This is a genomic window from Nocardia sp. NPDC004278, from assembly GCF_053602975.1.
This window is the reverse complement of the sequence record NZ_JBSGEQ010000008.1, coordinates 210,271-236,393: the sequence shown is the minus strand read 5'-3', so window position 1 is coordinate 236,393 and position 26,123 is coordinate 210,271. Positions and strand designations below refer to the sequence as shown.

Below are 26,123 nucleotides of genomic sequence, written 5' to 3'. Positions count from 1 at the left end.
GACCGGTTCCGCTGAGCCAGGCCGATCCCGCCGAGCCAGACCGGTTCCGCTGAGCCAGGCCGATCCCGCCGAGCCAGACCGGTTCCGCTGAGCCAGGCCGATCCCGCCGAGCCAGACCGGTTCCGCTGAGCCAGGCTGGTCCTGCTGAGCCAGGCTGGTCCCGCTGAGCCGGGGTCAGTTCCGCTGGGCCGGATCGATTCCGTCGAGCCGGGCCAGTTCCGCTGAGCCGGGCAGGTCCCCCCCGGGCCGAATCGGTTTCCGCCGAGCGATCGGTTCCGCTGAGCGGGGGTCAGTTCCGCTGAGCCGGGCCGGTCCCGCCAAACCGGGCCGGTTCCGCCAAGCCGAGCCAGTTCCGCCAAGTCGAGCCGGTCCTGCTGAGACGGGTCAGTTCCGATGGGCTGGGCCGGTGCTGCGCATCGGGGTTGTCCCCGAGCCCACGTCGTACTCCGGAGTGATGTCCGGATAGGCGGTGGGCTGGCATGCTGGAACTATGAAGCCGATTCAGTTGGTGCTCAATATCCTGTGGCTCGTATTCGTCGGGTTCTGGATGGCGCTCGGCTACATCCTGGCGGGCCTCATCTGCTGCATCCTGATCATCACCATCCCGTGGGGTATCGCGTCGTTCCGGATCGCGGCCTATGTGCTGTGGCCGTTCGGGCGGACCACGGTCGAAAAGCCTTCCGCAGGCGTGGGGTCGATGATCGGCAATATCATCTGGTTCCTGGTGGCCGGTTGGTGGCTGGCGCTCGGGCACCTGTTCACCAGCATCCCGCTGTTCATCTCGATCATCGGCATCCCCTTCGGCTGGGCAAACCTCAAGCTCATCCCGGTCTCGCTGTTCCCGCTCGGGCGCGAGATCGTCGCCAGCGATCAGCCGTTCGGGGCGCAGTACGCCCGCGGTGGGTACGTACCTCGCTGATGACCCTGCACTGACGAGGCCACACTCGGCCTACTCCGAGTCGTCGACCAGCTGTTTCATGATGCCGACGGCGCGGGTCAGCACGACCAGCTGATCGTCGGTCAGGGTGGACAGCTGTTCGGTCATCCAGGCCTCGCGGGCGCTGGTCTCATCGGCGATCAAGGCGCGGCCCGCGTCCGAGAGCGAGACGATGATCTGACGGCCGTCGGTCGGGTGCGGTTTGCGCTCAACCAGTTCCAGATCGGTCAGCGAGGCGATCACGCGCGTCATCGACGGCGGCTGCACGCGTTCCTTGGCGGCCAGGGCGCCCGGCGTCATCGCACCGTCCCGATGCAGGGTCGCGAGTGCGGAGAGCTGGGTCAGCGAAATCTGCGCGTCGGCGCGCCGTCCTCGCAGATGTCGCGTCAAGCGCACCACCGCGAGCGACAGCTCACCAGCGAGAGCTCGAACATCCGATGGCGTTGTCACAGAGCAGAACGATACGGGACACGCTGGCCGGTGGACGCCTGTTCCCGCAGCTACGCTAGGACTGTGACCCAGAATGTCCCGCAGATTCCGCCGCGCTTCACCGATCCACGGCCGGTCCTCGCGGTCGGCAGCATCCTCTGGCTGATCGCCACCATCGTGGTGTGGACCAGCGACCGCTGGGAATCGGCGCGTCCAGTGTGTCTGATGGGTCTTGCGGTGGGGTTGCTCGGTTACACGATCTTCGCGATCCAGCGCCGCGGTGCCCGGCGCGGGGACAAGGGCGCGCAGACCGGGCTATGAGCCGCGCGTTTTCGCGCGTCAGCCCACGGCGAACTCATCGGTGGTGCCGGTGAAGGGTCGCAGCACGCCGTCGGCGCCCAGGCTGTCGGCAAAGTGCCGCATGCGATAGCGGCCCGAGCTGGCGTCGGCGGGGATGTCCCAGGTGAAGCGGGCAACGGATGCGGCGGTGCCGCGTTTGCTCCAGTAGAAGCGCACCGCCCATTCGCCCTCGTTGGCGACCCGCTCCCAATCCCCGGATGCGTTGCGGCGCTGCACTTCCAGGAAGGTGCCATTGCGGCGGGGGTTGTGTTTCGGATGGGCGGAGACGAATTCGGCGGCAACCTGGGTGCCGGGCGGGTAAGCGGCGGCCGGTTGGGTCAGGACATCACCGAAACCACGGCCCGGGGGTGTGGCATCCGGGCCCGGCGCGGGCTGGAAGTTCGGCTGCAGGTTGGAAACATCGCGGGGTGCGGGACCGCGCGGAACCTGCTGGCGGGCGGCGAAAGCCGTTGCCAGCCGGGTGAACTCCTGCTGGTAGGCGGGCAGTGTGTAGCGGCCGAACAGGGTCGAGCCACCCTCGTACTGCTGGGAGTCGTACTCCTCCGGGGTGGTGACATATTCGTGGTACGCGTTCGCGTACCCCTGCATCAGCACTTGCTCCAGCCTAACACCGAGCGCGTCGGCCACGGCGCGGCGGATGCGCAGTCCGGAGACAATGGTGAATTCCGCACCGCCGCAGGCCAAGTAGAGCTCACCGATCCGAACGATCTGAATGGGCACCACATTCGGCACCCACGGCACCGGCGGCAGCAACCCCAGCGGCGCCACGATCGCCTTGGGCGCCTGGGCGTCCGCGAGCCAGGACGGTGCGGGCTGGCGCGGATCGCCGAGGGCATCGATGAACGGGTTGCGCACGCCCTCCGGGATCGGGAGGCCGGGCAGACCGGGACCGTCCTCGACGCTGCCCGCGATGAGCGAGACGCCCGCGGCGGCGGGTGCGGTGTGGCGCGGCTGACCGTCCGGGGTGAACCGGCCGTCGACGGCGGTATCGGCCAGGTCGATGTAGCAGAGCATCGAGTCGACCGGACCGCTGATCGACTGTGCGCCCGCCAGTGCGGTTTTCGAGGCCAGATACTGTCGCTCGCCGATGATGCGGGTGTTGTCGAACTCGTCCTCGGTCGGGCCGGAGCCGGGTCGCAGATTCAGGTTCGGGGACATATCCCCCGCATTGGTCTGCGCGAAGGCCGCCACGAAATCGGCTGGGCCGTCCAGATATCGGACGCCGTGCTCGGTGTGCTCATAGGAGAACGAGGCGTAACCCTTGTTATCCGCGCTGATCAGCCGGTTCTGATTGGTCATGGAGGTGTTGTGGGTGGCGAACCAGGTGATGGCGCCGACCTGTTTGCCGCCCTTGACGAATGACAGCGCGGTCACCGCCGGGTCGATGGCATTCGGGAAGTGCTGTCTATCCGCATCCGGATTGCGTTCGAAGGCAACTCGCGATCGATTGACGCTGGCATCGTGCAGTTCGGCGCGGCCGAGCGCGAGCGTGCCCGGTCCGAGATCGGCATGTGCTGCGGCGATCGCCTCCACAATGCCGTTCACCTCGGCGTCGTAGACCTGCTGCTGAAATCCGAGGATGGACAGGTTGTACGCGTAGTCGTTGCTGGAGCCGCCGCAGGTCGCATGCGAATGCGTCGAGGTGAGCAGGACGTTCTGTTCGGTGTAGAGATCACCGAAGCGGCGCGCGAGTTCGAGCATGACACCGCGGTGCACCGACTGGAAAATCATGCCGTTCTCCGCGACCGCGAACACGATCCGGCGCGCACCGCTATCAATGATGAATGCGCGGGCGCGCGGGCGCAGATGAATGCCGGCGGTTTGCTGTTCGAACTGCGAATAGCCCATCATTCCGCATTCGGCGGCGGGACCGGTGATATCGGAGAGGCCGACTCCGATGCGATAGCCACCCGCCCCGGGGGCCGCCGCGGCCTGCGTGCCGAGTGCCGCCGTCATTCCTGACACGGTTACCGCTGTCGCGAGTGCGGCCGAACCCGCCGCGGTTCGGGCCAGCACGGTTCTGCGTGACACCGGCATTCGTGTCTCCCTTCGATCCCATGATGAAGCGAACCACACAACTGGACGCTCGTCCAGTCGAGATTTTCGGCCCTGCGAATTGACTGCGGCGAAGTTGGAGACTTAACTCGCTGAGGTGTCCTCCCGATTGAGCGTCGAAGAACGACGGGCCCACCTTATCGAGGCAGCCATCGGCCTTGCCGAGAAAAAGGGCGTCGCGGGCGTGACCACGCGCGATGTCGCTCAGGCAGCCGGTGTTTCGCTCGGTGTGGTGCATTACTGTTTCGAAAACAAGGACGCGCTGATGACCGAGCTGGTCAAAGCGTTATCGATGGAATTACGCGATTCCGTCGACGCCAATGAAACAGTTTGGCAAGACGTCGGAAGTGGAAAAGAAGCGCTTCAAAAATTGGTGCGTGCCGGACTCGAACTGATGTGGCTCAACATTGAAGCCACACCGGAACGACAACTACTCACCTACGAAACCACTACATATGCGCTACGCGAAGGGGAATCGACCCCGGCGAAACTCGCTATCGCACGCGAACAGTACGCATTCAACGACACCACCGTGGCCGACATCCTCGACCACGCGCGCGATGCGACCGGTTGCCGTTGGTCGGTACCGGTGCAAACGCTGAGCCGCTTCACCCTGAACGTGATCGATGGGGTCGTGCTGCGCTGGCTGGTCGACAACGACAGCGAAAAGGTGCGCGGGCAGCTGGATCTGCTCAGCGAGATGCTCACCAGCTACGCGGAGTAGGTCGGCACTCTCCTGGGATGGGTTATCGGCTGTGCTCAGGCCGAGGGGTGTGGGGTTTGGACGTGGGTGGTGGTTCCGTCGCGCCACCACGGGACGGCGACCGTGGCTTCCAATGCGCCGTGCAGGCGGATCCGGAGCTCGTCGTGGAGCACCAGCTCACCTTCCTCGGGCAGCGTGAACAGTTGGCGCAGCACGATTCCCAGTGGTTCGGCGGACCATGTGGTGCGGCGGCCCGTGCTGGTCACCTCGGCGGTGATCGACTCAGAGACCAGGGGCAGGTCGAGCAGGGTCGCGAGGGCGGGCGCGGTCGCGATATCGCCCGCTACCAGGCGGTCCGGGGATAGGGCGAGGCCGAACCAGGGCTGGTCGAGTACCCAGACATCGTCGGGGTCCACGACCGCCGAGGACAGGGCGCGCACCCGGTCGGGCAGCTCGAGCTCGGTCAGGTCCAGTTGGTGCGCGGCCACGGCGGCGGCCAGACGGGCGTGGGTTCGGGAAACCACCTCGGGCGTTGGGGTTTTCGTCGGATCGGCGAGGGCGTCGAGGAGGGCGGCAGCCAGTTCGTGGGTGATGACATTCGGATTCGCCAGGACCGCGCGCATGACAGCGGAATCCAGGCCGGAAAGTTCGAATGCGGGGAGCAGGTCGGCGAATTCGGTATCCGCGGGATGGCGGAGCAGCCCGAGCGGGATGCCGGCCATGCGTGCATGACTGCGCAGCCACCACGCCGTATAGCCATCGGGATCGGTGAGCAGCCGGTGGGTGCGCGGGACGGCTGCCAACTGCCGCAATGCCGCTGGCCAGCACGACTCGGCGACCAGGTCCAGGTCACGGACAGCGGCCAGCTCCGGCGGGTCCTCGGGCAGGCCCGTCCACCAGCGCTCCTCGTCGTCCAGGTGATGGTCCGGACCGGTGGGGTCGGATTCGACGACAATGCTGAAATCCCATCCGACGCCGACCGCTCGCAGCGCATCGGCGCCATAGCGGTCCACCAGGTCCGCCGCGACGGTGCCGAACGGCGAGTCGGCCACCAGCAGTGCGCGCAATGGGGCATCGGGGAGCAGCAATTCGTCGGCGGGCAGCAATTCCCCGGTGCTGTCCGGTAATTCGAGCAGGCCGAGCCAGGACGGGAGCGCCGATGGATCGGCGTGCGCGGCCAACCGCAGTACCGCATCGACGGTGTCCGGATCGTCCGGCTGATCTTCCAACTCGGCGCGCAACCCGGGATCGGTCAACAGATCCTCGGCGGTGGCCGAACGTGCGCCGAGCCGCGCAAGCAGCGGATGGACCGCTTCCGGATGCACCAGCCGGGCCCAGTGCACCGGTATCGCGACCTCGAGTTGGTCGTCCAAAACGACTGTGCGCGGACCGGTTACCAGCCGACCGTCGGCCAGCGGCACCGCGAGCGCACCCAGTTCCTCGGCCGCCAATGGATCGACAACATACGGCTCCAGTGCCGCATACAACGACTGCCACCACGCCGGCGACCGCTCCAGGCCGCCCGAAAGCTCCGCCAGCCGAGCCAATCCGATCCGGTGCACGTCCAGCACACCCAGCGCCTCGGAATGCGCCCGCCCCGACAGTTCGGGAATCACCAACGGCCCGACCACATCGTCGAGCAATTCGGCCAATTCCCCACTCAGACCCGTGAATACGCTCGCGCGCGTCGGGACCGCAGTCGTTGCTGGAGACGCGATTGCGGGCGTACCCGCCGCCGGAACCTCGAACTCGGCATCAAGAGGAGCGGCAATCTCGCCGACTCTGATCCGGTCGACCGCACTGGGCGCACCAGACTCCGTTGCGCCCGCGCGTGTCGGCACCGCGGGCACTCCCGGGCCATCGGGCAGTTGCGCGACACCGGGAGTGGCCGCAGCCAAGTCCGCCCAGCTTCCCGATTCCGCCGCGTCGGAGCCCGAGAGGGGCTCGTCGACCGAGGTCGGGCGGGCGGTTACGACCGGGAGCCAGGAGTGGGTCTGGAGTTCGCGGACCAGGGCCTCGCGCAGCAGGCCATCGACCTCGCTGCGGGCGAATCCCGGGACGGGGACCAGGACGAGGCGATCGCGGGGCGGCAGTGCGCGGGCGAAATCGGCATAGCCCTCGGCCAATTCGGCGATGTGGGCACCGGGCAGCAGCCGTCGGCGGTCCGGCTGCATGGGGATATCGGCGATCAGGAGGGCCGGTAGCGACAGCTCCTCGTCGGATCGGGTGGGTGCGCGCAACACATCGGGCGCGGCGGGCACCGGCCTGCCGGCGCGCACCGGCAGCAGCCAGCGCGCCCTGGCCGTACCGAACTCCCACCAAGTCCGCCGTTCCGCTCCGGGCCCGTCGATGTGTACCGCCCGGATCCCGGCCGTCGGATTACTGCCGGGGGCGCTGCGCTCGGGCTGGTGCGGATTGTGCAGATCGGTGACGGTGCTGGTCAGTTCGTCATCGCCGATTCGGATGTGCTGCAGGGCGGGGAGTTCCAGCAGGAGGTCGGCGGCTTCGGCGCGCATGGCGGCAAGGAGGTTTTGCGGATCGACATCCGGGCGCAGGGTGAGCACGATCTCGGTATCCGCGCCCTGCGCTGGGGCGGCTTCGATCGGCCAGGCCAGGCGCAGGACGGGTGGGGTGAAGGTGTCGGCCGGCTCCGGGATGGCGATCGCGTTGTTGCGCAGGGCCTTCCAGGTGAGGTCGCGGGAGAAGCAGAGGGATCCGGTGGTCGATCGCACCTCGATCTCATCGCTTACCGTGCGCACCGCGGTGAACCCGACGCCGAATCGGCCCACGCTCGTCGCGGGATCGGCCTTGCCGGAGGCGCGCAACGCCGTAAGCGCGTGTACACCGGAAATATTGAGCGGCGCACCGGTATTCGAGATATGCACGACATCACCGACCAGACGCACAACCAGCCGCCCAGGCACCCCGGCCTTGGCCGCCGCATCCGCGGCATTCTGCGCCAGCTCCGTCAGCAGCCGATCCCGATAACCCGCCCGCACGAGATCCGCCTCGGTCGCGGCATCCTCCCGCAACCGAGTCGGCGAATCCCGCCACGCCGCGAGCACTCCCGCGCGCAGCCCCGCCGTACCGAACGGATCGAACGCCCCGCCGCTCACCCCCGCAGCGCTGACCCGAACCCCGGCCACCCCGTATCCCCCGAGCCGCCACCATCAGCCCCCGCGGCCGTATCAGCGACATCTTCGTCCGCAGCGTCGCCAACCGCCTCCGCACCCGATTCCGACTGCGAGGCAACGCCCTCGGCATCGCCGAGATCCGATCCCGGCTGCGACACCGCAGCATCAGTCCCCGAATCGGCAGCATCTGTGCCCGACTCGACCACATCCTGATCAGCCGACACCGCGCCCGCACCCGGCTCCGATACAACTGCTTCGGCACCGTGCTCAACAGCAGCGGCATCCACACCGCTCACCGTCGCCACAGTGTCGGGGGCAGGCTCGCCAGCAGCATCACTGATGACAGCCGCACCGTCCGAGTCGATCCCGTCATCCGCAGCACCGCGGGCCGAATCTGGTTGCGACACAACGGCCTCAGCATCGTCGAGATCCGATCCGGGCTGCGACGCCGCAGCATCGGTGGCCGACTCGACCACATCCTGACCGCTCGCGCCAGCATCTGAGCCAGGCTCCGACACGAACACTTCGGCACTGCGCTCAAGAGCAGCATCACCTGCCGCGCCGACCGTGGCCGTGGGCTCGCCAGCGGCAATAGCCACGGCGGTCACATCGTTCGACCCGACCTCGCCACCTGCGGGAGAACTCGGTTCGACACCGACGGTCGGTGCTGTCGCAGAATCGTCGACCGCAGACGGACCGGATACCGCGTCGGCGATCGGCGCATTGCCCGCGTCGGATACGACGGGCTCAACCACCGCAATCGGCTCGGCGACGACATCGTTGCGCGAGGCAGTCGGGGCGATCGCAGTGTTCGGCTCCGGTGCACCACCGGCACCCGCATGAGGTGTGGGCGCAACATCAGAGATGGCGTCCGCCTCTGGCGCAACGACATTCGACTCAGCCGAAGTGCCCGCCACAACATCACCTGGCAGAGCTGCGCCACCGGACTCGACCGGCGTAGCCGACTTGGCCGCATCACCGGACGCCGTGGTGCTCGGTTCGACCGAGGCGGCCTCGACCACCACCGCCTGATCATCCGGCTCGACCGAAGTCTCCACCGCGACAACGTCACCCGACGCAGACCGGTCACCCGGCTCGACAGCGATCGGCTCGACCACAGCGGCGGGGGTCGGACCGGCGACAACATCGGCGCTGGTCGTGGCCGATGCGGAAGGACTCTGCTCGACTGCCGTATTCGACTCGGCCGCAACCTCACCCGATGCGGTGTCGGCACCGGCTTCGACCGGCGTACCCGACTCGGCCGCATCACCGGCCAACGCCGTAGCGCTCGGTTCGACCGAGGCAGCCTCGACCACCACGGGACCCGACGCCTGATCATCCGGCTCGACAGCGGTCGGCTCTGCTGCGGGAGCGGGATCCGTGACAGCCTCGGGGCTGGTTGTGGTCGGTGCAGAATGCTCGACTGCCGTATTCGACTCGGCCGCAACCTCGCTCGTTGCGGTGTCGGCACCGGGCTCGGCCCCGATGCTCGGCTCGGCAATAACATCGGCCGATGCAGAGGGCGCACCGGGCTCGATCGTGGTTGACACGGTCTGATCCGAGGCAGCCTCGACAATAGGCTCGCTGGCCTCGACCACCTGCTGGTCATCCGGCTGCGTGAAGCTCTGCTCAACCGCCGTATTCGACTCCACCGCAACCTCGCCCGACGCGGTGTCGACACCTGGGGTGAGCGCACTGCGTGACTCAGCCGCGACATCGCCGGATGGGGCTTCGACGTCGCGCTCGAGCACATTGAGCGACTGAGCCGCAGCATCACCCGACGCGACCCCGTCACCGGACTCGCCCGCAACAACCGACTCCGCAACATCACCCGACGGGGCATCGGCATCGCGCTCGCCCTCGGCGACAACATCACCCGAACCAGGCACAGTGCCGGGCTCGGCCGAAGTCGACTCGGTCAGGTCCATGGCAGTCTCGGTACTGGACTCGCTCGGCGCGACGGCGCCTTCTCCATTCGGCACCTCGACGCGCTGCTCGACAGTCGCAGCCGAATCGGCCACAGCGTCGCTCGCTGCGGTCTCCGCATCCTCGGTCGCAACGGCAGGACCGGTGGCGAGCGCCGACGCATCAGCCGAAGCCGCACCACTGTCCGGCTTGCGCAGCGCCTCCGCCGGGACGACATCGAAGGCGTCGTCGTCGTAGGCCTCGTACAGCGGAGATCCGCCGCCGGTCGGGACTTCTACGTCGGAGTGGGCGCCGCAGCCGTATTCGACGTGGACCACTCGGCCGTCCGCGCCCATGGCATTGCCGCAGACGCCGAAGGCGGCGCGCAACGAACCCGCCAGCGGGAGGTAGAAGCCGCAGCGGCCGCAGGTGGATGGGGCGGCCTTGGCCATATCGGTTTCGGGGCCGAATTCGGCGTACCAGCGTTCGGCGGCTGCTTCGCGGCCCTCGCGGCTGAGCACCTTGGTGCGGCCGAGACCGATCTCCATGGCGACCTCGTCGACGGCCGGATCGCCGCTGGCGACATAGCCGGGCACCAGGCGCGGATCGTCGACGGGCGGGGCGAGCAGATCACCGGGCGCCAGATCGCCGGGGCGGATCCGCTGCTCCCACGGAATGAAGTCGGGTGCGACCAGCGCGTCCGGGCCGGGCAGCAGCGCCGACTCGCTCACCGTCGCGTAGGTCGCGTCGGGCGGGGCCGCCACCACGACGGCCCACTGCCAGCCGCGATAGCCGGACAGGGTGGCCTCGAATCGGTGGGTCGCGGCGGTCTCGTCCTCCGCGGTGACGCCGAGATGCGCGCCGACGCCGGTGGGTTCCAGCTCCAAGAGCGCACGGCGGGCCACGTCGACGGCATCGGCAAGGATCGGCCGCACGCCGGACTGCGAAACAGATACTGCGCTCACGGCCTACATTTTGCCGTATGGAGCGCAATCGGCGTTCGTTGGCCGTCGTTGTCCTGATCAGCCTGCTCGGAATAGCCGGGTGCGGCGACTCGGGCGGCGATCCGCCGCGACTACGCATCGAGGTGGTCGACACCCGCCCGCACGATCCGAGGGCGTTTACCGAGGGTCTGGAGGTCGACGGCACCGTGCTGTACGAGAGCACCGGTATGCCGGGCGCGTCGCGCGTGCGCGCCACCGATCTGACCACCGGCGACGAACTGACCAGCGTCGAACTGCCCGCACCCTACTTCGGCGAAGGGGTCACCAAGGCGGGTGCCACCTTGTGGCAGCTCACCTGGCAGGACCGGGTGGCGATCGCCCGCGATCCGGTGACCCTGGCCGAACGATCCCGAGTGTCCTACGAGGGTGAGGGCTGGGGTCTGTGCACCCGCGCGGGCAGGCTGGTGATGAGCAACGGGTCCGACACCCTCACCTTCCGCGACCCGCTCACCTTCGCCCCCACCGGCACCGTCACCCTCACGACCCACAACAACGTGCACCTGAACGAACTCGATTGCGCCGCCGACGGTTCGATCTACGCCAATTCCTACCCCACCGACGAGATCCTGCGCATCGATCCGGAAACCGGTGCGGTCCTCGCCGTCATCGATGCCAGCGGCCTGCTCCCGGCCACCGTCCAGGCGGGCACCGATGTGCTCAACGGCATCGCCCAACTCCCCGGTACCGACCATTTCCTGATCACCGGCAAATACTGGCCGACGATATTCGAGGTCAGATTCGTACCGGAGTGAGCTCGCTGCACTCGCTCGTGCCGGAGTCGAGCGTCAGCGAGGCGCAGGCATGAGCGAGCGCAGCGAGCGAACCATCGACACAGCCGAGCACTCGCTCGTGCCGGAGCCGAGCGTCAGCGAGGCGCAGGCATGAGCGAGCCAGGTCACCTTTCCGGACGGCTTGGAGCCGCAATTGAACCCAAGTCGCCGATGTACGACAGAATTGAGGACGTGACTACTCCCCGCGATCCCTCCGGTTCCGACCGTGGTCCGTGGGATGGCGAGGAGTCCCCACCGATCCAGCGTCACCCCGGCTACGACCGCTACCCGCCACCCCATACGCCACCCCGTCGGTCACCACTACCGCCGCTGCCACCGGAGCCACCAAGCCGCGAACCCCAACGCAACGAACCGCGGCGCAACGAACTACCCGCCACCAAGCCACTACCCGGCGGATCCGCGAAACCATCAGCCCCGCAACCGGAGCCCGAAACCGCATCCGGCAATGCCGAGCCCCAGCGCACCCCACGCAAGCTGACCGTCACCCGCGTCGCCGCGATGCGCGGCCGCGAACTCACCTCCCGCGGCGTCGCCACCTTCCAGCGCGCCGCCAAGGCTGACGGTGCCGATAAATCCGGCCTCACCGCACTCACCTACGCCACCATGGCGAATTTCGCGCTCGACGCCGCGATCGCGGTGGCCCTGGCCAATACGCTGTTCTTCGCCAGCGCCACCGCGGAGAGCAAGACGAAGGTCGCGCTGTACCTGTTGATCACCATCGCCCCGTTCGCGGTGATCGCCCCGCTCATCGGCCCGATGCTCGACCGCCTGCAGCGCGGCCGCAGACTCGCGCTGGCCACCTCCTTCGGCCTGCGCGCGGTGGTCGCGGTGGTGCTGATCATGGCCTTCGACAGCTGGGCGCTGTACCCGCTCGCCCTGTGCATGATGATCGGCAGTAAATCGTTCTCGGTGCTCAAGAGCGCGGTGACGCCCCGCGTGCTGCCACCCGAAATCGACTTGGTGCGCACCAATTCTCGGCTCACCGTCTTCGGTCTGGTCGGCGGCACCATCGGCGCGGGCGCGGTCGCCGCACTGGCCGCCGCCATCGCGGGTTCCAATGGCGCACTGGTCTTCGCCACCGCGATCGCGATCGCGGGCACCTGGCTGAGCCTGCGCATCCCGCGCTGGGTCGAGGTCACCGAGGGCGAGGTCCCGGCGACCCTGAGCTATCACGCCAATACCGAAGTGCTCGATCCGACGACCGAAGCCGCGGTTCCGCCGCGCAAGCGCAGGCAGCCACTCGGCCGCGCGGTCGTCACCGGACTGTGGGGCAATAGCGCCATCCGCATACTGACCGGCTTCCTCACGTTCTATGTGGCCTTCGTCGCCAAGTCCACCGAACACGGCGGCTGGCAGCAGGCGGCCATGCTCGGCGTGGTCGGCGTCGCCGCGGCCGTCGGCAATTTCGTCGGCAATGCAACCGGCGCCCGGATCAAACTGGGCAAACCGTCACTGATCGTGCTCGGCTGCACCGCGGCCTGCTGTGCGGTGGCCCTGCTCGCGGTTTTCCTGAACAACCTGCTCGGCGCCGCACTGGCGACCCTGGTCGCGGCGGCGGCGAGCGCGCTGGCGAAGGTATCGCTGGATGCCTCCATCCAGGACGATCTGCCGCCCGAATCGATCGCCTCCGGCTTCGGCCGTTCCGAAACCGTATTGCAGCTCAGCTGGGTCATCGGCGGTGCGGCGGGCGTGCTGCTGCCGACCACCTACTGGCAGGGTTTCGCGTTCATCTCCGCGCTCCTGCTGTTCGGCCTGCTACAGACCTTCATAAGCGACCGCGGCCACTCCCTGCTGCCCGGTCTCGGCGGCCACCGCCCCGAACACGCGGAGCAGGAAGTCGCGACGCCCCGACACGCCGACGCCGACCGAGCCGCGCAACGCGGCAGAGAACGCGGTGGCGACACTAAGCACATGCAACGAGGCACAGGAGACCCGATCTGGTGAACAAGCCAAGTACCCGCACCGTCGTCGCGCTGGCCGTGGCGGCCCTATTGGTGTTCACTGTCGCCTTTGTCGGCGTGCTGACGGTGCTCGTCCGCAGAGCCGAGCACCCCGATCCGACCGTCACCGCATATGCCCACGGCAGAACGGTCACGGTCGAGCCGTTCCTGTACTGCACGGTGAAGCTGGAGGAATGCAAGTACGGCGAGACCACCGTGCTCGATGTCCCCGCCGGATATCCGCTGCAGCTGTCGCTGCCGAAGAAGATCGCCGATGCGCCCTGGCTGGCCCAGCTGGTCTACACCCTGCCCACCGGTGAAAAGGTGGATCGGGTGGTGAGCCGCAACGACTTTCCCGAGGGCGCGCTCGCCGTCACCATCGACTCGAAGCCCGAGCCCGAACTTCGGCTCGTCGGTGTCGAATTGCAGCTGCCGATCCTCGCGCGCGATGAGACCGGCCGGGAGTTCTACGTTCCGCACGCGGCCTGGTCGATCAGCACGGCACCGTAGCGACTGCTTGCAGGCGCTCGAAAAGGTCAGCAGCGACCGCCTGCAGGTCGCTCGAAAGGGTCAGCAGCGACCGGTTGCAAGTCGCTCGAAAGGGTCAGCAGCGACCGGTTGCAAGTCGCTCGAAAGGGTCAGCAGCGACCGCTTGCAAGTCGCTCGAAAGGGTCAGCAGCGACCGCCTGCAGGTCGCTGGAAAAGGTCAGCAGCGACTACTCGAAAGCCCGCAGAAACGCTTCGCGCGCTGCCCGTGTCCGGGCAGCGCGCGAAATTCGTTATCCGCGAACGTCAGTGATCGAGTTCGCGCGCGACCGCCCGCACCACTTCCGAAATGCGCTGTGCGGTCTTGCGATCCGGATACTTGCCCTTGCGCAGATCCGGCTGCACCTTGGCCTCCAGCAGGGTGATCATGTCCTCGACCATCCCGTGCAGTTCGTCCGGCGTGTGCTTGCGCGCTGCCGGTTCCTTGTGTGCGTTGCGATCGCGGTCCTGGCCCTGCCGGACCGAGGGCGGCGATTCGAGCACCTTGAGGCTCAGCGCCTGCGGCCCACGGCGGCCCGCGGCCATCCCGAATTCGACGCGCTGACCGGGCTTGAGGCCCTCCACTCCATCCGGCAGCGCGGACGAACGGACGTAGACGTCCTCACCCTCGTCCTGGGAAAGGAAGCCGAAGCCCTTTTCGACGTCGTACCACTTCACCCTGCCGGTCGGCACTGCGCTCACCCGTTCATCATCGAAACTCGGGCCCCATCGGCCCGAGCACATCCGTCTGCCCGGGATCCGTCCGATGAAACGCGAACGGATCCTGTCAGTTTGCGAAAAGAACGCGCCCCACAGCTATGCAGGACGCGATAGACACTGAGTCTACCCCGGTGCGAATAACGCAAGCACATCAGTTTTACGGTCGAGCAGTGACGAACCCTTCCGCGCCACCGCCCCCGAGCCGCTCACCACGCCGTGCAAGCGATTGGTTGCTGTATGTGGCGCTCGGCCTGTTCGCGATCGGATTGCTTGCGATCGTCGCCATATTTCTGACGCCGATTTTCAGCGATTCGGACCCGGCCCTGTGGCTGTATCTGACCGCGATGCTGGCGCCGCTCGGTTTCCTGTGCGCGGTCGGCTTCGCGCTGTGGTCCGGCCGACGGTCGCGGTGAACCGGTTACCCCTGCTAATCGTTACCGAATCATCGATGTGATCCTCGTCACATCACAGACCGGTCACGGAGCCGTAGCCGCCCGTCACCGGCCGGGCCGCACCGTCTCTCAACTGCACGGAAGCATCACCGCCGCAACCGATACCGGTCCGAGACCGACACGGACCCGCCGGTTACCAAATAGTGATTTTTCGCGCGGATCGTCGTACGGTCTTACCCAGCCGGGACAACCGGCAACCACCGGCCCGCCGCATCGAACCTCGCCCCGCGGGTACCGGACCCCAACGGAAGCAGGGGTGAGGGCGGGACGGACGACCTCTCAGTCCGGACCACTTGCAGATGCGTACGAGAGGCAGACGAACCCGCAATGAGTGGACGCCATCGCAAGCCAACCTCCACCGGGCGCACCGTAGCCAAGGTCGCCGTCACCGGCGCGATCATCGGCACCGCAGGTGTTGCATTCGCTGGAAATGCCAGCGCGGCACCCGATCAGGACTGGGATCGACTCGCGCAGTGCGAGGCCGGAGGCAACTGGGGCATCAACACCGGCAACGGTTTCCAAGGTGGACTGCAGTTCTCCCCGAGCACCTGGAGTGCACACGGCGGCGGCGAATACGCCGCGACGGCCAACCAGGCCAGCCGCGAACAGCAGATCGCGGTCGCCGAGAAGGTCCTCGCCAGCCAGGGCTGGGGCGCTTGGCCCGGCTGCTCGGCCTCGCTCGGCCTGAGCAGCGCATCCACCCCGCGCACCGCCCCCTCTTCCCCCGAGACCCCGCGCTGGAACCCGGCCCCGGCCGCCCCGCAGCAGGCCGTCGCCGACCCGAGCCAGCAGGTCTTCGATGCGATCGACCGCGCTGTCGCCGTCGTGCAGGGACAGGGCGTCGAGATCCCGAAGGAAGCCCTCGATTTCTTCAACGCCGCCAAGGGCACTCAGCTCGACCCGGCGGTCGTGAGCTTCTACGAGGCGAACAAGGGCCTGCTGCCCTCCTGAGTCGCCACAGAGCCGACCGTACGACGAAGGTCCCCGCATCAATGGTGATGCGGGGACCTTCGTCGTATCCGCGGGTTTTCCGTCTGGGTTCTCAGCGGTTGATCACCGTGTTCGGGTGCATGTACGGCAGCTGATCGGCCGGGACCGGAAACTCGGTGTCCTCGCCGAACGGCGAAAGCCCACCGGAACGAGTCGATGACAGTTCGGTGACCGCGTGGCCACCGTCCTCCAGCGAGGGCCAGCCATTGTCGACGTAGGGTTTCTTCGATTTGTTCACCACGACCACATTGTGGCACGCGAGCGACCCGCGAGCACTCTGCCCTCCGCTGTCGCCCGGCGGCGGGTAGTCCACATCCACTAGGCTGACAAAATCGGCAACATTCGGACTGTGACGCGACAACTGATCTCGAGAGCACATGGGTAACTCGTCGGGGACACCCAAAGCCGTGCCAGGCACACGACCGCAAGCCCGCGACGTAGGTCACGCGGCACTCACGACCGGCAGAAGGCCCGGGGAGCCTGCGACCGATTCACTGGCGGGCTGGCTCGCGGCCCGTAGCGATGCGCAGCTGGTGGCCCTGCTCGAACTCCGGCCCGATCTGGCCGTACCACTGCCCTCCTCGATGGCCGTGCTCGCGGCACGCGCCGAGCAGCGCGCGTCGGTGCTGCGCGCCACCGACGATCTCGACACGCTGGAGTTCGCAATCGTGGAAACCCTTGCGGTGCACCGGTCGACGGGGTCGGGTGGGACGCCGATGAGCCGCAAGGCGCTGCGCTCGCAGTTGAAAGATCGCGTTCGGGTCGCGGCGATCGATGCCGCACTGACCCGCTTATCCGATCGCGCGCTGGTGTGGAACGACGGTGACGATCTGCATCTGATCCCGACCGCCGCCGAGGCACTGCCATGGCCGATCGGCGCCGCCACCGAGATTCCGGACGCCCTGACCGAGCCCGAGGTGGTGGCCGCCCTCGCGGCGGTCTCCGCCGCCGAACACGCACTGCTGGACAAACTGGCCGCCACCGGCCCGCGCGGACGCAGCAGGGACGCCGCACCGGGCACGCCCGCCGACCGCCCGATCCAGCAGCTGCTCGCCCGCCGGCTGCTGCACTGGATCGACGATGAGACGGTCGAACTCCCGGTCACCGTCGGTCAGGTGCTGCGCCGGGAGCCGGTGACCCATCCACACGCGCTGAAACCGCCGGATCCGACACCGACGAAACACACCCCCGCCGAGGTGAACGCGGTCGCGGCGGGCGAAGTGGGCGAACTGCTCCGGCACTGCGCCGACATTCTGGACGCCCTCGGCCAAGCGCCCGCACCCGCCTTGCGGGCCGGTGGGCTCGGGGTGCGGGAATTGCGCCGCATCGCCAAACAGACCGGAATCGACGAACCGCGCGCCGGACTGCTCGTCGAACTGCTCGCGGCGGCCAAACTCGTCGAGAAGGGAATGCCGGACCCGCCACCGGAATTCGACTCCACCGACGACTTCTGGGCACCGACCCCGGCCGCGGACGGCTGGCGCGACGCTCCGCCCGCCCGCCGCTGGGTGGCGCTGGCACTGGCCTGGCTCGACCTGGACCGCATGCCGTGGATGATCGGTATGCGCGATGCCAACGACAAACCGATTGCGGCACTGTCGATCGAACTGCGCACCCCGCACGCACCGCGCGACCGGCGCACCATGCTGAATCTGCTCGCCGAATATCCGACCGGCGCGGCACTGCATTCCGCCGATATCGGCCGGATCCTGTCCTGGCGACAACCGCGGTGGCGCAGGCACTTTCGCTCCGAGGCGGTCGAGCACACGCTGCAGGAGGCCGCGACGCTGGGATTCATCGGGCGCGGCGCACTCGGCTCACCGGCCAGGGCGCTGCTGCACGGTGTGCCGACCAGCGCATCCGATGCCGAAGCCGCGATGGAATCGGCCCTGCCGGAACCGGTCGATCATGTGCTGGTCCAGGCGGATCTGACGGTTATCGCGCCCGGACCGCTGACCCCCGAATTGCAGAGTCGGGTCGCCCTCGTCGCCGATGTCGAATCCGCGGGTGCGGCAACGGTTTACCGGATCAGTGATACCTCGGTGCGGCGCGCGCTGGATGCCGGGATGACGGCGGCCGAACTGCATACCCTGTTCACCACCCACTCCCGCACACCGATCCCCCAGGCGCTGACCTATCTGATCGATGACGTGGCCCGCAGGCACGGCCAGCTACGGGCGGGAATGGCGCAGGCGTTCGTGCGCAGCGACGATCCAGCGCTGCTGGCTCAGGTGCTGGCCTCGCCGGTGGCGAGTGAACTGGCGCTGCGGGGCATCGCACCCACCGTCGCCATTGCGCAGGCCCCGCTCGGCGAACTGCTCGAACGGCTGCGCGCGGCCGGATTCGCCCCGGCCGGCGAGGATTCGGCGGGCACGATTGTGGATCTGCGCCCGCGCGGCGCCCGAATCGCCGTCCGCCCGCATGCCAGGCAGCCGTATCGCCCGACGCCGCCGAGCAGCGAACAGCTGGCACTGCTCGTCGCGGAACTGCGCGCGAGCGAGCGGGCCGCCGGCGCGCGCAAGGGCGAGGCGGTGCGCACCGATGGCACCCGAACCAGTACCGCCGCAACCCTGGCGCTGCTGCAACTGGCGGCGCGGGTGCGGCGGTCGGTCAATATCGGTTATGTCGACGCCCAGGGCGTCGCGTCGCAGCGAGTGGTCGAACCGCTGAAGGTCGGCAACGGCCAGCTCGACGCACTGGACCCGGTGACCGGCGCGATCCGGCATTTCACATTGCACCGGATCGCGTCGGTCGCGCTGCTCGAATAATCAGCCCTTGGCTGCGCCGAGGCAGAAGGTGACCTTCGGATCCGGGACGGTCACGAAGCTGGTCGCATCGGCACCGCACAGCAGTTCGTCGGCCTGGCCGTCGATGCGCTTGACCACCTTGAAGGTGGCCTCCGATGCGGAGCAGTCCACGTACTTGTACGGGTTGGTGCCGACATCGGCGTAGCAGCTGCCCTGCTTGAAGTTCGGCGCCAGGCACATGTAGGCCTTGCTACCGCTCACCAGGTCCTCGGTGTAGGTGGTGTATTCGGCAGCGCAGTCGAGCTTCTTGTCCGCGGTCTGGAATACCTTGTAGACCGCCTTGGCCGAGGAGCAGTCGACCGGCTCGGATTTGGTGGCCGTCGACGAACTGTCGGTGACATTGATGCAGTCACCGACCTTCGCCTTGGCGGTGTCGGACTTACTTGCATCGTCGAGCGCCGAACAACCGGTCACCGCGGCCACCAATGCACCCACCGCCAGGAGGGCGAGCACAAGACGTGCCAGCAGCCTCGTTCCTGGGATCTTCAACGTGAAACCCTCTCTCACCGAACGCGTTCACGGTAGTCGTGAACGCGGTGAGGATACCGTCACGGTCGTCCGAACCGCATCAGCAGTTCGGACGACCGACCAACCCGGGACGCGGCTCAGTACAACCCGTGCAGTCCGGTCAGCCCCGACAACCCGAGGCTGAGGAATTTCGGGATCAGATTGGTGAGGACCACGATTCCTAAATAGCTCACTGGCAATGCCTTTCGCATTTCGAACATATGGACGTTTGTCCAGTACGTGCACTCTGTCGCTTCGGGCGACCCGATCGTTACGCTTGAAAATTATGAGGCTCGAGGAGGTCGCCGTCGACCTGTATGCACTCGCCCCTGGGGAGTTCATCGCCGCCAGGGCGGCACGCGTCGCCGAGGCCAAGGATGCGGGCGATAAGGAACTCGCCGCCGCCATCGGCAAATTGCGCAAACCGACGGTAGTCGCGTGGACGGTGAATCTGCTGGCCCGCGCCGCACCCGACGATGTCGAGGCACTGCTGCGGCTGGGCACGGCCTTGCGCGCGGCACAGCGCGAACTGTCCGGCGATCAGTTGCGCGCGCTGACCGTACAGCGGCAGCAGGTGGTCAATGCCCTTGCCAGACGCGCCGGTGCGCTGGCCGCCGACCGCGGACATTCGGTCGGCGAGGGGGTATTGCGCGAGGTGGGACAGACGCTGACGGCGGCGCTGGCCGATGACAAGGTGGCCGAGCAGGTGCGCACCGGAACATTGGCGACCGCGGCGAGTTACGAAGGCTTCGGACCGAGCGGGGCCGCGCTGCGAGCCGTCGATGCAACGAACACAACGGAATCCGCGGCAGAACCGGCGCAGGACGACGCGCGCCAGGACCTCGACGATGCGCTGGTAGCCCTCGAATCCGCCCGCACCGCAATGGAAACGGCACAGGACGAGGCCGAGCAGGCGGCGAACCGGTTGGCCGAGAGTGAATCTCGGATCGCGGCCGTGCGCGCGGAACTGGCACACGCCGAACAGCAGAAGCAGTTCGCCCGCACCGCCGAGCGCGGCGCGCAGGACGGGTTGCGTTCGGCGCAGAAGCAACTCGATCGGGCCGAGCGCTGGGTGCAACGGGCCCGCGAGCGCGTCGACGACGACTAGTTCTCAATCGCGCAGGGTGCCGGGGAAGAGGTACTCGTCCGAGGGCGGCGTGGTGCGGTTCAGCCAGGCATCGAAGAAGCCGGTCAGATCGGTGGGGGATTTCGACTGCATGAAGGTACGGAATTCCGGCATCGAGGCATTGCCGTAGGCGTGTGCGGTATTGAATTGCCGGACGGCGGCGAAGAATATATCGTCGCCCAACTGTTTGCGCAGCGCGTGCAGGAACAGCGGGCCGCGGTAGTAGACGGAGGTGAATTCATTTCCGACGCCCGGGTTCTCCAGAGGAATATCCCAGAACTTCGGCTCATCACGATTTTTCCGAATGGTTTTGCGGTATTCGGCGTCGACGTCTTTGCCTTCCATTCGCTCCGGCCACAAATAGTCCGCGGTGTAGCTGGCGAAGCATTCGTTGAGACAGATATCGGACCATTGCCGCACCGATACCGAATCGCCCCACCATTGGTGCGCGATTTCGTGCACCACGGTCGGCAGATCGGTCCACGGCGCGTAGATGGGGCGGGTCTGGGTCTCCAGCGAGAAATCCAGGTCCGCGTCGACGTAGATGCCGCCCGCCGAGTCGAACGGATAGGGCCCGTAGAGCGCCTCCGCGAAGTCGAGGATTTCGGGCAGGCGCTGTTCGGTTTCCCGATTGCGCTCCGCGTCCGGGGCGAAGGCGCTGATCAGCGGGGTGCCATTGGCGCGGCGCTGCTCGAGGTAGCTGTAGTGATCGATGGCGACGGTGGTCAGGTAGCCGAGCACCGGTTGGTGTGTCTCCCAGGTGACATTGCGCTTCGCACCGGTGACCGTGTTCTGCGTCCGCACCCCAGTGGAGACCACCTCCCACTCCTCGGGCACCGATGCGTGCAGCGTGAAGGTGGCCTTGTCCAGCGGGGTGTCATTGAGCGGGTACCAGGAGGTCGCCGAACGCGGCTCGCCCGCGACGAAGGCGCCGCCATCGGGCGCGTAGGTCCAGCCCGCGCCCTCGGTATCCGTGACCTGGCCCGCGTAGTCGACGGTCACGGTGAACGGCAGGCCCGGCAGCAGCGGCAGCAGTGGCGTCACGGTCAGTTCGTGCTCGCCGTTGCGGTCGAAGGCGGCGGGCAGATAGTTCACCGAGACCATGCGCACATCGGGGCCGTTGAAGTCGAGGTTGAACATCCGCAGCGCCTGGGTGGCGGTGGCGTCGATCCGAGTGGAGCCGGTGAGCTGGTGGCTCGGCGGGTCGTAGTCGATGCTGACCTCGTAGTGGTCGGCCTCGTAGCCGCCGTTACCGTCCAGCGGATAGTACGGGTCGTTCTGTCCGGCCGCGCCGACCACCGGATCGGTGTTCGGGGCCACCGGATCGGCGTGCACGGGTACCGGAGCCGCGACCAGCGCGCCGACCACCGCCGCACACCACAACCCGGACAACCTCATTCGATGACCACCCCTTCCGGCCCACCCGACCTGGGTGGATGGTAACCGCCTCAGTCGGCGCTACCGCTGAGTGCCACCGATGCGCCGAGACCGAAGATCATTGCACCACCCGCACCGCCGACCGCCTCCAGCCGTTGCGGTGAACGCGCGAACCAGGCGCGCGCCGATGCGGCCAGCAGGCCCCACGCACTATCGGAGACCAGCGCGATAGCCAGGAAGACGGTGCCGAGCATCAGGAACTGCAATGGCAGCGAACCCGCCGCCGGATCGGCAAAATGCGGCAGCACCGCCGAGAAGAAGACGATCGCCTTGGGATTGGTCAGCCCGACGACGATGCTCTGCCGGAACACCCTCGAATCGGCCGGGTCGACCTTGACGTTCAGTGCCTCGCGCAGCGCCTTGCGCTCGCGAATCGCCTGGATACCGAGGTACATCAGATACAGCGCACCCGCGAACTTCACCACGGTGAGAGCGAGCGCCGATGCCGCGAGCAAGGTGCCGAGCCCGACCGAGACCACCAGCAGCGCGACGAAAACGCCCACCGCATGGCCCAGTACCGAGACCAGGGCGGCGCGGCGGCCCAGCGCAAGCGCGCGGCCGATGGTGAAGAGCACACCCGGTCCAGGGATGACGATGAGGACAATCGATGCGGCAGTAAAAGCCAGCAGATTTGACGCCGGAACCATCCACCGAGTCTATTGGGCGGGCGCAAGGGAATTCGGATGATCAGGAACCCAGGTCACCGGGCAACTGGTGCGGGTCGAGCAGCAGACGTTTGGCGGAGGTGCGCCGAACCTTGTCGGCGAGCGCGAGATTATCGGTGAGCAGCCGCCATTCGACCTCGCTGATGGCCGCGCGGGCCCGCTCGATGACCGCGCCGTCCCGGGTGCCCCAGGCGATCGGCATCGCGCTGACCGACTGCCAGCGCTCGCCGACCTGACGCGGCGCCCGATCGGTGCGTACCGCGACCGATGGCACCCGCTCGCCCGCGCGCTTCTCGTGTCCGGGCAGGTCGCGCACCTTCCTGATCACCAGGGCCCAGCGCGGCTCGGGAGTCTCCGGTTTCGAGACGTCGACCAGGGCGAGCAGCACCACCCCGCTCGGATGGGTCTCCGAGACGACCGCGGGGACCAGCTCGCCGTCGGCATAGAGCTTATCGATGCTGGAACGGTGCGGCGTCCAGAACGCCACCCACACCGCGACCACCGCACCGAGCGCGAACGCGACGGCCAGCAGATAGGCCCACGGATGGTTCAGCCAGATCAGGTATGCGGTGCCGGTCGCGGCGATGACGGCGGCCGCGATCGCCATCACGCGCAGTCGACGCAAGTCGGCGAAGACTTCGTTGACCGCATGGGCGTGGTGCCGGTCCACCGCGAATTCGAAGCGTCGCACGTCTCATTCCTAGCACACGTATCGGAGCCGACACCTCCACATAAATGACGCTGCCGGGCGAAGCCCGTCGACCGCCCGCGCTTGCCCGCGCGCAGGCGCGGGCGCCGCTTATCCGATGGGCGGTCCCAGCAAGTCATCGGCATCCGTTATGCGATAGGCGTACCCCTGTTCGGCGAGGAAACGCTGTCGGTGCGCGGCATATTCGGCATCCAGGGTGTCACGCGCGACGACCGAATAGAAGTGGGCTTGGCCACCATCGTGTTTCGGCCGCAACAACCGACCGAGGCGTTGCGCTTCTTCCTGGCGCGAACCGAAGGTTCCCGAAACCTGTACCGCGACAGACGCTTCGGGTAAATCGATGGAAAAATTCGCGACCTTGCTCACCACGAGCACCGGAATCTCACCGCGTCGGAAGGCGTCGAAAAGTTCTTCACGCTCTTTGGTTTTCGTCGAACCCTGAATAACCGGGGCATTGAGATCGGCGCCGAGTTCATCCAATTGCTCGAGATATGCGCCGATGACCAAGGTCGGCGCATCCTTGTGATGGGCCAGAATCGATTCCACCACAGGGATTTTCGTGCGCGCGGTCGAGCAGAGCTTATAGCGCTCCTCTGGTTCGGCGGTGGCGTAGGCCATTCGCTCGGCATCGGTGAGGGTGACCCGGACCTCGATACAGTCGGCCGGGGCGATCCAGCCCTGGGCCTCGATATCCTTCCACGGGGCGTCATAGCGCTTCGGTCCGATCAGCGAGAAGACATCGCCCTCGCGGCCGTCTTCGCGCACCAGGGTCGCGGTGAGACCGAGCCGGCGCCGCGATTGCAGATCGGCGGTCATGCGGAAAACCGGTGCGGGCAGCAGGTGCACCTCGTCGTAGATGACCAGGCCCCAGTCGCGGCTGTCGAAGAGTTCGAGGTGTTTGTACTCGCCCTTGGTGCGGCGGGTGATCACCTGATAGGTGGCAATGGTGACCGGACGGATCTCCTTGCGCTCACCGGAGTATTCGCCGATTTCCTCCTCGGTCAACGAGGTTCGCGCCAGCAGTTCGCGCCGCCACTGCCGTCCGGCCACGGTATTGGTGACCAGGATCAGCGTTGTGGCCTTCGCCATGGCCATCGCCGCCGCGCCGACCATCGTCTTGCCAGCGCCACACGGCAGCACGACCACGCCGGAACCACCGGCCCAGAACGATTCCGCGGCCATCTCCTGATAATCGCGTAGATGCCAGTGGCCGCCGGTGTAGTCCAGCTCGATCGGATGCGCCTCGCCGTCGACGTAACCCGCCAGATCCTCGGCGGGCCAGCCGATCTTCAGCAGCATCTGCTTGATCCGGCCGCGCTCGGACGGGTGCACGACGACGGTGTCCTCATCGACGCGGGCACCGAGCATCGGGGCTATCTTCTTGTGCCGCAGCACCTCCTCGAGCACCGCCCGATCCAGACTGACCAGCGTCAACCCGTGCGCGGGATTCTTCACCAGCTGCAACCGGCCGTACCTGGCCATGGTGTCCACGATGTCGACCAGCAGTGGCTGCGGCACCGCATATCGCGAGTAACTGACCAGCGCGTCCACCACCTGCTCGGCATCATGCCCCGCCGCCCGCGCATTCCACAGCGCCAGCGGTGTCACCCGATAGGTGTGCACATGCTCGGGTGCCCGCTCCAACTCCGCGAACGGCGCAATGGCCTGCCGCGCCACCCCGGCCAACTCATGGTCGACCTCGAGCAGCAGCGTCTTGTCACTCTGAACAATCAGCGGACCATCGGTCACAGCTGCACCTCGCTAGCACTCGGCTCCGCTGCGAACAGCGGTGCTGTGTCTATGGTTCCCTCGCTGCGCTCGGTCACGGCTGCGCCTCGCTAATGCTCGGCTCCGCTGCGACCGGAGGTGCTGTGTCTATGGTTCCCTCGCTGCGCTCGGTCACGTCGTCTCCTCGTATACGGCGTCGGCATGCGTGTCCGATCGCGCGTGCGACTTCGGCCCATTCTTCCCGACACCACCGACAACCCGGCGAATGCGGGGCCAATGCCGACGGGCATAGCTCGCGTCGGCCTCGCACATACAGCGTGTGAGACGGCTGTTTTGTTCCGGGACGCCAGGCCACCGGTGCTCGACTGGACCGAGACGAGCGCGGGAGATGTGGGTCAAGATCGGGGCCATGATCGAAACTGCGGCGGTTCTCGGAGTGGCAGCGGCGGCGTTGGGGATGGTGCTGACGCCAGGGCCGAACATGATGTATCTGGTTTCGCGCAGTGTTTCCCAAGGTCGGCGGGCTGGATTGGTGTCACTCGGGGGCGTGGCGGCCGGGTTCGGGGTGTATCTGGCGGCGGCCACGGCCGGGATCACGGCGGTGTTCGCGGTGGTTCCCGGGCTGTATATGGCGGTGAAATTGGCGGGGGCGGGATATCTGCTGTGGCTGGCCTGGCAGGCGGTGCGGCCCGGTGGGACCTCGGTCTTCGCGCCCACCGAGCTGCCCGCGGATCCGACCCGGCGATTGTTCACCATGGGTCTGGTCACCAATCTGCTGAATCCGAAGATCGCGATCATGTACATGGCGTTGATTCCGCAGTTCGTGGTGCCCGCGCACGGGCGGGTGTGGTTGCAGAGTCTGTGCCTCGGGTCGGTACAGATCGCGGTGGGTTTGTCGGTGGACGCGCTGATCGTGCTCGGGGCGGGTGGGATCGCCGCCTTCCTGACCGGTCGCCCGCTGTGGCTGCGGATCCAGCGCTACGTCACGGGCACGATGCTCGGCGGGATCGCCGTAATGGTCGCGGCCGACCGGGCCCGCCCGATGCCCGCATGAACGCTCCCGGCTTTCGCGCGGAACTGTCCCGGCATCGCCTCGATACGCCCGGCGGATGGAGTCACATCGGCTGGGCACGAGTGGCCATATCGTCGGCGCGCTGACAAGTCCGGGGCACTCAGCGGATGCAACCACCGCCACACAT

At 67.2% G+C, this 26,123-nt stretch carries 23 protein-coding genes; 11 read left to right on the top strand and 12 right to left on the bottom strand.

Translation table 11 applies throughout. The annotated features are described in order from the left end of the window. Nucleotides 1-490 precede the first annotated feature (490 nt). A complete protein-coding gene (locus tag ACWEO2_RS15405) occupies nt 491-919 on the top strand; it encodes a YccF domain-containing protein (RefSeq protein WP_354960654.1) in 429 nt (142 codons plus the stop codon). A gap of 30 nt (nt 920-949) precedes the next feature. Here the strand turns inward: ACWEO2_RS15405 and ACWEO2_RS15400 are convergent, their stop codons facing one another. Then, nucleotides 950-1,387, bottom strand: coding sequence for a MarR family winged helix-turn-helix transcriptional regulator (locus tag ACWEO2_RS15400; protein ID WP_355179981.1), 438 nt, complete (start codon nt 1,385-1,387; stop codon nt 950-952). Nucleotides 1,388-1,450: 63 nt separating this feature from the next. On the opposite strand from ACWEO2_RS15400, the gene ACWEO2_RS15395 reads away from it, so the two are divergent. Continuing rightward, complete coding sequence (locus tag ACWEO2_RS15395; protein WP_354960656.1) at nt 1,451-1,687, top strand: DUF2530 domain-containing protein; 237 nt, start codon at nt 1,451-1,453, stop codon at nt 1,685-1,687. A gap of 18 nt (nt 1,688-1,705) precedes the next feature. Here the strand turns inward: ACWEO2_RS15395 and ACWEO2_RS15390 are convergent, their stop codons facing one another. Beyond that, entirely contained in the window at nt 1,706-3,763 is a 2,058-nt protein-coding gene (locus tag ACWEO2_RS15390; RefSeq protein WP_452405855.1) for a neutral/alkaline ceramidase, read from the bottom strand. Nucleotides 3,764-3,890: 127 nt separating this feature from the next. On the opposite strand from ACWEO2_RS15390, the gene ACWEO2_RS15385 reads away from it, so the two are divergent. Then, nucleotides 3,891-4,505: a TetR/AcrR family transcriptional regulator gene (locus tag ACWEO2_RS15385; protein ID WP_452405854.1), complete on the top strand. Its 615-nt coding sequence runs from the start codon at nt 3,891-3,893 to the stop codon at nt 4,503-4,505. Between the two features lie 35 nt (nt 4,506-4,540). Here ACWEO2_RS15385 and ACWEO2_RS15380 read toward each other — a convergent pair whose 3' ends face one another. Both ACWEO2_RS15380 and ACWEO2_RS15375 read right to left on the bottom strand, forming a co-directional pair. Then, nucleotides 4,541-7,549, bottom strand: coding sequence for a sacsin N-terminal ATP-binding-like domain-containing protein (locus tag ACWEO2_RS15380; protein ID WP_452405932.1), 3,009 nt, complete (start codon nt 7,547-7,549; stop codon nt 4,541-4,543). A 47-nt stretch (nt 7,550-7,596) separates the two neighbouring features. Continuing rightward, a complete protein-coding gene (locus ACWEO2_RS15375; protein WP_452405853.1) occupies nt 7,597-10,488 on the bottom strand; it encodes a DUF3027 domain-containing protein in 2,892 nt (963 codons plus the stop codon). 17 nt (nt 10,489-10,505) lie between these two features. Between ACWEO2_RS15375 and ACWEO2_RS15370 the strand changes: the two genes are divergently transcribed. From ACWEO2_RS15370 to ACWEO2_RS15360, 3 genes are all read left to right on the top strand, one after another. Further along, nucleotides 10,506-11,279 carry a glutaminyl-peptide cyclotransferase gene (locus ACWEO2_RS15370; protein WP_452405852.1) on the top strand — a complete coding sequence of 258 codons (774 nt, stop codon included), beginning with the start codon at nt 10,506-10,508 and terminating at the stop codon, nt 11,277-11,279. Nucleotides 11,280-11,489: 210 nt separating this feature from the next. Then, a complete protein-coding gene (locus ACWEO2_RS15365) occupies nt 11,490-13,262 on the top strand; it encodes an MFS transporter (RefSeq protein WP_452405851.1) in 1,773 nt (590 codons plus the stop codon). Then, nucleotides 13,259-13,768, top strand: coding sequence for a DUF2771 domain-containing protein (locus ACWEO2_RS15360; protein WP_354960663.1), 510 nt, complete (start codon nt 13,259-13,261; stop codon nt 13,766-13,768). The genes ACWEO2_RS15365 and ACWEO2_RS15360 overlap by 4 nt, the downstream gene beginning before the upstream one ends. A 282-nt stretch (nt 13,769-14,050) precedes the next feature. Here ACWEO2_RS15360 and ACWEO2_RS15355 read toward each other — a convergent pair whose 3' ends face one another. After that, nucleotides 14,051-14,476, bottom strand: coding sequence for a cold-shock protein (locus ACWEO2_RS15355; protein ID WP_452405931.1), 426 nt, complete (start codon nt 14,474-14,476; stop codon nt 14,051-14,053). Nucleotides 14,477-14,673: 197 nt separating this feature from the next. On the opposite strand from ACWEO2_RS15355, the gene ACWEO2_RS15350 reads away from it, so the two are divergent. Together ACWEO2_RS15350 and ACWEO2_RS15345 are read left to right on the top strand one after the other, a co-directional pair. After that, nucleotides 14,674-14,916 (top strand): hypothetical protein, encoded by a 243-nt coding sequence (locus ACWEO2_RS15350; RefSeq protein WP_355179995.1) that lies wholly within the window; start codon nt 14,674-14,676, stop codon nt 14,914-14,916. A gap of 366 nt (nt 14,917-15,282) precedes the next feature. After that, complete coding sequence (locus tag ACWEO2_RS15345) at nt 15,283-15,906, top strand: transglycosylase family protein (RefSeq protein WP_452405850.1); 624 nt, start codon at nt 15,283-15,285, stop codon at nt 15,904-15,906. A 91-nt stretch (nt 15,907-15,997) separates the two neighbouring features. Here the strand turns inward: ACWEO2_RS15345 and ACWEO2_RS15340 are convergent, their stop codons facing one another. Then, the gene (locus ACWEO2_RS15340) at nt 15,998-16,186 is read right to left on the bottom strand and encodes a hypothetical protein (protein WP_062988419.1); all 189 of its coding nucleotides are present in this window, start codon (nt 16,184-16,186) and stop codon (nt 15,998-16,000) included. Between the two features lie 253 nt (nt 16,187-16,439). Between ACWEO2_RS15340 and ACWEO2_RS15335 the strand changes: the two genes are divergently transcribed. Next, the gene (locus ACWEO2_RS15335; RefSeq protein WP_452405930.1) at nt 16,440-18,713 is read left to right on the top strand and encodes a helicase-associated domain-containing protein; all 2,274 of its coding nucleotides are present in this window, start codon (nt 16,440-16,442) and stop codon (nt 18,711-18,713) included. Here the strand turns inward: ACWEO2_RS15335 and ACWEO2_RS15330 are convergent, their stop codons facing one another. Both ACWEO2_RS15330 and ACWEO2_RS15325 read right to left on the bottom strand, forming a co-directional pair. Beyond that, nucleotides 18,714-19,241 carry an LppU/SCO3897 family protein gene (locus ACWEO2_RS15330; RefSeq protein WP_452405849.1) on the bottom strand — a complete coding sequence of 176 codons (528 nt, stop codon included), beginning with the start codon at nt 19,239-19,241 and terminating at the stop codon, nt 18,714-18,716. Between the two features lie 116 nt (nt 19,242-19,357). After that, the gene (locus ACWEO2_RS15325; protein WP_452405848.1) at nt 19,358-19,480 is read right to left on the bottom strand and encodes a hypothetical protein; all 123 of its coding nucleotides are present in this window, start codon (nt 19,478-19,480) and stop codon (nt 19,358-19,360) included. A 65-nt stretch (nt 19,481-19,545) separates the two neighbouring features. Between ACWEO2_RS15325 and ACWEO2_RS15320 the strand changes: the two genes are divergently transcribed. Continuing rightward, nucleotides 19,546-20,367, top strand: a complete 822-nt coding sequence (locus tag ACWEO2_RS15320) for a hypothetical protein (RefSeq protein ID WP_452405847.1) — start codon at nt 19,546-19,548, stop codon at nt 20,365-20,367. Nucleotides 20,368-20,370: 3 nt separating this feature from the next. On the opposite strand, the gene ACWEO2_RS15315 is transcribed toward ACWEO2_RS15320, so the two are convergent. The 4 genes from ACWEO2_RS15315 to ACWEO2_RS15300 form a co-directional block, all read right to left on the bottom strand. Then, nucleotides 20,371-21,783, bottom strand: coding sequence for a M1 family metallopeptidase (locus tag ACWEO2_RS15315; protein ID WP_452405846.1), 1,413 nt, complete (start codon nt 21,781-21,783; stop codon nt 20,371-20,373). Between the two features lie 50 nt (nt 21,784-21,833). Beyond that, complete coding sequence (locus tag ACWEO2_RS15310; protein WP_452405845.1) at nt 21,834-22,469, bottom strand: LysE family translocator; 636 nt, start codon at nt 22,467-22,469, stop codon at nt 21,834-21,836. Nucleotides 22,470-22,509: 40 nt separating this feature from the next. Beyond that, the gene (locus ACWEO2_RS15305; RefSeq protein WP_355181896.1) at nt 22,510-23,178 is read right to left on the bottom strand and encodes a DUF3239 domain-containing protein; all 669 of its coding nucleotides are present in this window, start codon (nt 23,176-23,178) and stop codon (nt 22,510-22,512) included. A 108-nt stretch (nt 23,179-23,286) separates the two neighbouring features. Beyond that, nucleotides 23,287-24,945 (bottom strand): DNA repair helicase XPB, encoded by a 1,659-nt coding sequence (locus ACWEO2_RS15300; protein ID WP_452405844.1) that lies wholly within the window; start codon nt 24,943-24,945, stop codon nt 23,287-23,289. 388 nt (nt 24,946-25,333) lie between these two features. Between ACWEO2_RS15300 and ACWEO2_RS15295 the strand changes: the two genes are divergently transcribed. After that, the gene (locus tag ACWEO2_RS15295; RefSeq protein WP_452405843.1) at nt 25,334-25,978 is read left to right on the top strand and encodes a LysE family translocator; all 645 of its coding nucleotides are present in this window, start codon (nt 25,334-25,336) and stop codon (nt 25,976-25,978) included. Nucleotides 25,979-26,123: the final 145 nt, after the last annotated feature.